Source organism: Nonomuraea sp. NPDC003804 (assembly GCF_040610675.1).
Classification (GTDB): Bacteria; Actinomycetota; Actinomycetes; order Streptosporangiales; family Streptosporangiaceae; genus Nonomuraea.
The window spans coordinates 501,764-508,379 of sequence record NZ_JBEXMT010000001.1 but is presented as its reverse complement, the minus strand read 5'-3'; the positions used below and the strand labels follow the sequence as shown (position 1 = coordinate 508,379).

Here is a 6,616-nt window from a genome sequence, read left to right as displayed (position 1 = left end):
GATCCGCCGCCGTCAACGCACCGGCATACTCAACAGGCTGGGACACGCGGACACGCTCGCACGTCCCAGCCTGATCACGCAGCGAAACCAAGCAGGTACCAGGCGCGATCTAGTGATGTAGTACTAGTGGTCGGTACGGCGGGCGCGGTGCAGGCGGACCTTCTCCCGGTTCCCGCACCGCTTCATCGAGCACCACTGCCTGGTGCCCGCGTTCGACCGGTCGGCGAAGCGGATCCCGCAGGTAGGCGAGGCGCACACCCGCACCTGGCGCAGGTCCGGCCCGCCGATCAGTTCGACGGCGTCGCTGGCGATCTCGGCCAGGGCCGCCGCCACGGGATCGGCCGGCGGGAGCCGTGCGACGGACAGGTCGGGGGCCAGCTGGACCAGGGCAGGTTGCCGGCGCGCGGCCCACCGGTTGATCGGCTCGGGGAAGCCGCTCTCGCCCGCGATGGCCGCGTCGAGGCACCGGCAGATGGCCTCTCTCAGCTCCCGCGCCTCCATCAGCATCGTCATCCCCGCCACCGCCGACTCCTGCGGGCTGGTGCCGAACGGCAGGTCCTCGGGCAGCCCGAGCCATTCCAGCAGGTCCTCGGGCTGGAGCAGCAGCTCCCGGCCGCCCGTCTTGCGGTCCCGATAGGTATTGACGAAATCCAGTGCCGGACGCCCGCCGTCCCACACCCAGTCTCGCGCTCGCATGCCTCTAACCATATGATGGGGTTAACCCTGTAACCACATGATGGAGTTACGCCATGGTGGAGTCACGGATGGCCGCGGTCGGCGACCTGCGCATGCACTACCTGATCGAAGGGGAAGGGCCGCTGCTGATGCTGTTGCACGGGTGGCCGCAGAACAGCCACTGCTGGCGTCACCTCATCGCCCCGCTCGCCGAGCACTTCACGGTCGTGGCGCCCGATCTACGCGGTTACGGGCTGACCGACAAGCCGCGCACCGGGTTCGACAAGCGCACGATGGCCGCCGACGTGCGCGAGCTGGCAAGGCAGCTCGGCCACGAGAGGGTCTCGCTGGTCGGCCACGACAGGGGAGGGCGGGTCGCCCACCGCTACGCCCTCGACCACCCCGACGAGGTGGAGCGCCTGGTCGTCATGGACATCATCCCCACCAGGGAGATGTGGCGGCGCTTCGACATGAAGACGGGCATCGCGCTCGGCACCTGGCACTGGACTTTCCACCTTCAGCCCGACCTGCCCGAACGGCTCGCGGAAGCCGACGTCCGCGGCTATCTCGGCTACTTCTTCGAGAAGTGGACCGTCCAGCGGGCCGCGCTCGACGTGGAGGAGTACTACCGGGCCTTCTCGCAGCCCGGGGCGCTGCGGGCCGGCTTCGACGACTACCGCGCCTCCTTCCCTGACGACGCGGCGCACGACGACGCCGACTACGACGCGGGCAAGCGGCTGGAGATGCCGGTGCTCGCGCTGTGGGGTTCGGCGGGGCTGCCTGCCCGGGTCGGGGTCGAGGAGGTGTGGCGTGACTACGCCCGCGACGTGCGTGGCGCGGAGATCCCCGACTGCGGCCACTTCCTGGCGGAGGAGCGCCCCGACGTCGTGCTGTCGCACCTGCGCGACTTCCTGAAGGTGTAGCCGACGACTTCCTGAAGGCCAGCCGACGGCGATCCGGCCCCGGCGCCACGCCAGGCATCGGGGCCGAGCCCCAAGCCAGGGCGAGTCCGGCGGTCGTGGGTTGCGGTTGTGCGTGCGGTCTGATCGGGCGAGGGGGCTTAATGAGAGATGTCTGTGAGGTCCCAGGTTCGGATGCTGCCGTCGCTGCCACCGGAGACGGCGATTGGTTTGCCTTTGAGCATGGTCACCGCGACCCCGCTGACGGCACCGTGGTGGCCGGGGAGGGGAGGCAGGAGCGGTTCCATCGTCCGCGGGTCCCACACGATCACCGTGCCGTCGTCCTGCCCGGTCACCAGCACCGTCCGGGATCCGACGCGCGTGACGGCCATGGCGGTGGAGCGGATGCTCAGAGCCTTGCCATACGGTTCGCCCGTCGTGGCGTCCCACAAGCGGATGCCGCCCCATCCGGGGGCGTATTTGCGCTGGAAGAAGACGATGGCCTTACCGTCGACCTGCCCGATCGCCAGAGATTCGGCCTCGCCGCCGCTCGTGATCGGCTTGCCGATCGGTTGGCCGGTGGCCTGGTCCCACAGCTTTATCTGCTTGCCGGAGGCGGTGGCGATGATCCGGCTGCCAACCGCGACGGCATCCACTCCCGTCGCGTCGAGATGGCGGGGATGGCTTCCCGCCGACAGATCCCAGAGTGCGGCTCCGCCGTCCTGCGTCGCGATGGCCACGAGGGAGCCATCCGCCGAGAGCTGGGCAGGCCCGTCGGCGGATGCGACGAAGATCCTTCTCCTGTCCACCCGTTTGCCCGTCGCCGCGTCGCGGGCCACCAGCCCATGGTCGATGTCCGCGTGGACGATGACCGGCTTCCCGTCCCGCGTGGCCGTGGTCATGGGCGCGTGCTCGATGCACGAGCAGGAGATGGGTGCGCGGAATGGCTTGTGGGTGGCCAGATCCCACATGCGGACCGTGTCGTCGTCGCCTGTGGTCACGGCTACGGCCTTGCCTCGCACCCTGGTCACCGCGAGTGATTCGACGTCCCCGCCATGGCCGAAGAACGGCTTGCCGAGTTGTCTGCCCGTGCGCAGGTCCCAGATCGTCAGCGTGCCGTCGGGATCGCCGATGACCAGGATCGGCGTGGTGCCGTACGTGCCCACCGCCGCTACGCGATCCAGGAGATCGTCGCTGCCCCAGCCGTGGCCGATGGGTTCGCCGGTGGCCAGGTCGGCGACCCGCAGGGTGCTGTCCCCTGCGAAGATCGTGACCGTTCTCCCGCCGAGCTCGCGTAACTCGACGGGGGAGAACTCGCCCTTGTGTCTCACCTCGGTGACAGCACCGGTGGCCAGGTCCCAGCGTTCCATGTGGCCGTAGAAATCGCCGTCGGTACCGGTGACGACTGCGACGCCACCCTGGATGGCGATGCCGCTGATGTAATCCATCGATGTCACTTTGGCGGTGGCCAGAGCCTTTCCCGTCTTCAGGTCCCATGAACGGAGGACCCCATCCTCGTCCCCGGTGACGGCTACGGTGGTCCCACCCAGTTGCCCGATCGCCCCGGCCCTGGGTTCGGCCTCATGCCCCTTCAGCGGGGCGCCGACCGCGTAGCCGGTGGTCAGGTTCCAGAGCTGGAGCTCGAAGGGGAACTCGCCTTCGGTCAGCGCGACACGCTGACCGTCGTGGGAGCCGACGGCCAGCAGATTGGTATCGTTTTGGGTCATGATCGGTGGGGTCAGCGGGCGGCGTGTGCCGAGGTCCCACGCGCGCAGGGTGCCACCGCTCACGACCGCGATGTCCTTGCCGTCCCAGTGGTGCAGCTCGATGTGGTTCACGCCGCCCTGACCCGCGGGGATGGGTTCGCCGATGAGCTTGCGCGTGGCGAGATCCCAGACGCGAAGCAGGTCGTCGTGGCCACCCGTGACGATCACCGGCTTGCCGTTCACCGAACCGACCGCCGGGGAAACAGCCCGGTTGCTGTGCCCGTACATGGCGGGCCCGAGCTGACGGCCGGGCACGGGCGCCGCGTGCGTGGTGATCTCCGGGATCGCGGGGGGCGATGGGGTGGGTGCCGTGCGAGGGTCCGCGCTGCAGGCGCCGGCAAGGGTGAGTAACCCGAGCGCGATCGTGAGTGTCTTGAACGATGCCACCCGAACCCTCCCCGCGATGGCATATCACCGCTGATGGCCGTCTGTCGGCCCATCTTCCCGCGGGGCGACCAGAGGATCAATGGAGGGGAAGGGCCGCGAGGTCACCAGCTTCGGGCGGTGCCCATGACGTGCAGCAGGGCATCGCGGCGTCCGGCGAACGCGGCCTGCGCCATGCCCTCCCGCTCGGCCCGGATGTGAAGCATGGCCAGCTCGGTCGCCGCGTGCTGGTAGTCCGACATGGCGCGGGACCGGCCGGCCTTCTTGGCCCAGGTGCGCGCGTGCCTGCGCGCCTTCAGCGAGCTGAGCATGCCGATGTCCTGCTGCGTGAGGACACCGGTCGGCAGGTAGCCGGGCAGGACACTGCCGATCTTGGCGAGCACCCGCCTGCGTTCGGTAAGGATCACCGCCACGAGTACGACGATCACCGTGAACTCCAGCAGGTAGACCCCGCCCAGCGCGCGAACGCCGCCCAGCGTCGCGGCGCCGTTCCAGAGGCCGTGCAGCAGCACGGCGGCCAGGTAGCCGAGCGGGATGGCCAGCCACCTGGCCGGGTTTCGCCTGGTGGCCGCGTAGGCGACGCCGAGCCCGATCATCGAGGTGTAGACGGGGTGGCCGAGCGGCGAGACGAGGCCGCGCAGCACGAACACGCCCACCGCGTCGTCGGCCCCGCCCTCCATGAAGGCGATCGCGTAGTAGCCGACGTTCTCCACGAGCGCGAAACCGAGCCCCGCCATGGCGGCGTAGATGATGCCGTCGGTCAGCCCGTCGATCTCCTTCCGCCTGCGCAGGAGGAGCAGGAGCGCCGCCCCCTTCAGGCCTTCCTCGGTGACGGGGGCCAGGACGACGGTGCCGATGTCGTTGACCACCGTCTCGCCGTACCCGGCACGGCGGAAGAGCTCCTGGCCGGCCATGCTCAGGATGACGGCCAGCACGACGGCCACTCCCGCGCCCCAGACGAACGCGAAGGCGAGATGGAGCCTGGGTTCGGGCTCCAGCCGGTCGAGCGCGAGCACGGCGCCGAGCAGGATGGGCAGGGGCGCCACGGCCATGAGCGCCGCCAGGCCGAAGCCCGAGGGTTCGTTGGACATCAGCATCAGGGCCAGCATCAGCAGCGCGCAGATGCCCGAGACCACGAGGCCGATGATGAGAGCTTTGCTGGGGCGCGGTGAGAGCACCGCGGGGCGTGTCACACCAGTCACGCTCTCACATTGAGCTGTCGCGATAGACGGATAGTTGACGCGTGCTTGCGGGCCCTCACAAGGGGTCCCTCCCAAGGCTCGCTCCCATGTGCGTCCTCCCGCAGCGCCTTCCGGGGGTGCCTTCCCGAGGCGCGTCTTTCCGAGGTGCGTCCTGCCGTGAGGCGGGGGCCGGGCTCCCCTGCCCCGAGGGGCGTCGTGGGCGGCAGCACCCCTGGAGAGGTCGGGTACGGCGCGGCTACGGCTGGTCGGCGGCGGCCGGAGGGCGGAGCATCGCGTGGATCCCCACCGCCATCGCCAGGGTGATCCCCGCGACGGCCCACACGACGACCTGGAACGCCGCGGCGAGCTGGGGGCCGCCGCCGGGACCGCCCGCCGCGATCGTGTTGGCCAGTTCCGCGTCACCGACCCTGGCCTGGACGAGGCTGACCAGCGCTGAGCCGTACACCGCGATGACGATCGCCTCGCTGCCTATCCGCAGCGTGTTGACGAAGCCGGCGGCCATCCCGGCCCGCTCGGGTTCCACCATGCTCATCGCCAGCCCGTCGCCGACGCCGAAGCCGAGGCCCGCGCCCACCCCGACCAGCAGCAGCGGCGCGACGGGCGGCGCCGCATCCGTCGTCGCGAGCCAGGCGTTGCCCGCCGCGAACAGCACCACCGCCACGGTCACCAGCGTCCTGGCCGGCACGCCCCTGTTCAGCAGCCAGCCGCCGACCGGCGGGGCGATCAGCACGGGGGCGGTCATCACCAGCATCCACAGGCCCGCCTGCTGGGGAGATGCGCCGTGGACGCCGGCGAAGTAGGTGGGCAGGTAGGTCAGCAGCGTCACCATGCCGAAGCTGGTGGCGACGGGCACGAGGCTGAGCGCGAGGAAGCGCCGGTTGCGCACCAGCGTGAGGTCGAGGACGGGGTGGGGGCTGCGCCGTTCGACGGCCGCGAAGGCGACGAGAAGCGCCGCGGCCGCGGCCAGCAGACCCAGCACGACAGGATCTCCCCAGCCCGCCTGCGGTCCCTGGACCACCGCCACGGTCAGCAGCCCGAGACCGGCGACGAACGTCACCGCGCCCTTGACGTCCACCTGCGGACGACGCGGGGCGCGCGATTCCCCGATGAACGGGATGCCGGCCAGTGAGAGGGCCAGGATCAGCGCGTTCGACAGGAAGATCGCCCGCCAGCCGAGCCCGCCGACCAGCCAGCCCGAGATCGTCGGACCGAGCGCGAGCCCGATGCCCGCGACAGTGCCGAGCAGGGCGAAGGCCCGGGTTCTGGCCGGTCCGTCGAACGCGGTGGCCAGGATCGCCGCGCCGCCGGCCATCACGCCCGCGGCGCCGACGCCGGACAGCGCCCTGGCCGCGTCGAGCAGCCAGATGCCGTCGGAGAGGGCGGCCACCACTGACCCGGCGGCGAAGACCGCGGCTCCGGTCGCGAACACCCTGCGGCGGCCGAACAGGTCGGCCAGCGAGCCCGCGACCAGGGTGAAGGAGGCGAAGGTGAGGTTGTAGGCGTTCATCACCCACTGCAGCGGGGCGCCCGCCGTGCGCAGGTCGGCGCCGATTCCGGGCAGCGCGACGGCGGCGCCGGAGATGGACATGGGGACGACGAGGAAGCCCAGCAGGACCACGGCCATGGTCAGGGCGGGGCTCGAGGAGCGCGATTGAATTGCCACTCGGCAGAAAATGCCACTGAGTGGCGT

The 6,616-nt window shown here is 70.4% G+C and carries 5 protein-coding genes; 1 reads left to right on the top strand and 4 read right to left on the bottom strand.

Translation table 11 applies throughout. From position 1 onward, the window contains the following. Positions 1–123 precede the first annotated feature (123 nt). Entirely contained in the window at positions 124–696 is a 573-nt protein-coding gene (locus tag ABZX22_RS02280; RefSeq protein ID WP_354905213.1) for an ABATE domain-containing protein, read from the bottom strand. A 53-nt stretch (positions 697–749) separates the two neighbouring features. On the opposite strand from ABZX22_RS02280, the gene ABZX22_RS02275 reads away from it, so the two are divergent. Further along, entirely contained in the window at positions 750–1,598 is an 849-nt protein-coding gene (locus ABZX22_RS02275) for an alpha/beta hydrolase (RefSeq protein WP_354905211.1), read from the top strand. A gap of 137 nt (positions 1,599–1,735) precedes the next feature. Here ABZX22_RS02275 and ABZX22_RS02270 read toward each other — a convergent pair whose 3' ends face one another. From ABZX22_RS02270 to ABZX22_RS02260, 3 genes are all read right to left on the bottom strand, one after another. Continuing rightward, positions 1,736–3,727 carry a hypothetical protein gene (locus ABZX22_RS02270; protein WP_354905209.1) on the bottom strand — a complete coding sequence of 664 codons (1,992 nt, stop codon included), beginning with the start codon at positions 3,725–3,727 and terminating at the stop codon, positions 1,736–1,738. Between the two features lie 101 nt (positions 3,728–3,828). Next, the gene (locus ABZX22_RS02265) at positions 3,829–4,926 is read right to left on the bottom strand and encodes a PrsW family intramembrane metalloprotease (RefSeq protein WP_354905207.1); all 1,098 of its coding nucleotides are present in this window, start codon (positions 4,924–4,926) and stop codon (positions 3,829–3,831) included. Positions 4,927–5,161: 235 nt separating this feature from the next. Next, a complete protein-coding gene (locus ABZX22_RS02260) occupies positions 5,162–6,589 on the bottom strand; it encodes an MFS transporter (RefSeq protein ID WP_354905205.1) in 1,428 nt (475 codons plus the stop codon). Positions 6,590–6,616: the final 27 nt, after the last annotated feature.

What these genes read in the sequence shown, in the direction of transcription:
- ABZX22_RS02280 (WP_354905213.1), bottom strand. Translation starts at nt 696, where the DNA reads ATGCGAGCGCGAGACTGGGTGTGGGACGGCGGGCGTCCGGCACTGGAT.
- ABZX22_RS02275 (WP_354905211.1), top strand. Translation starts at nt 750, where the DNA reads ATGGTGGAGTCACGGATGGCCGCGGTCGGCGACCTGCGCATGCACTAC.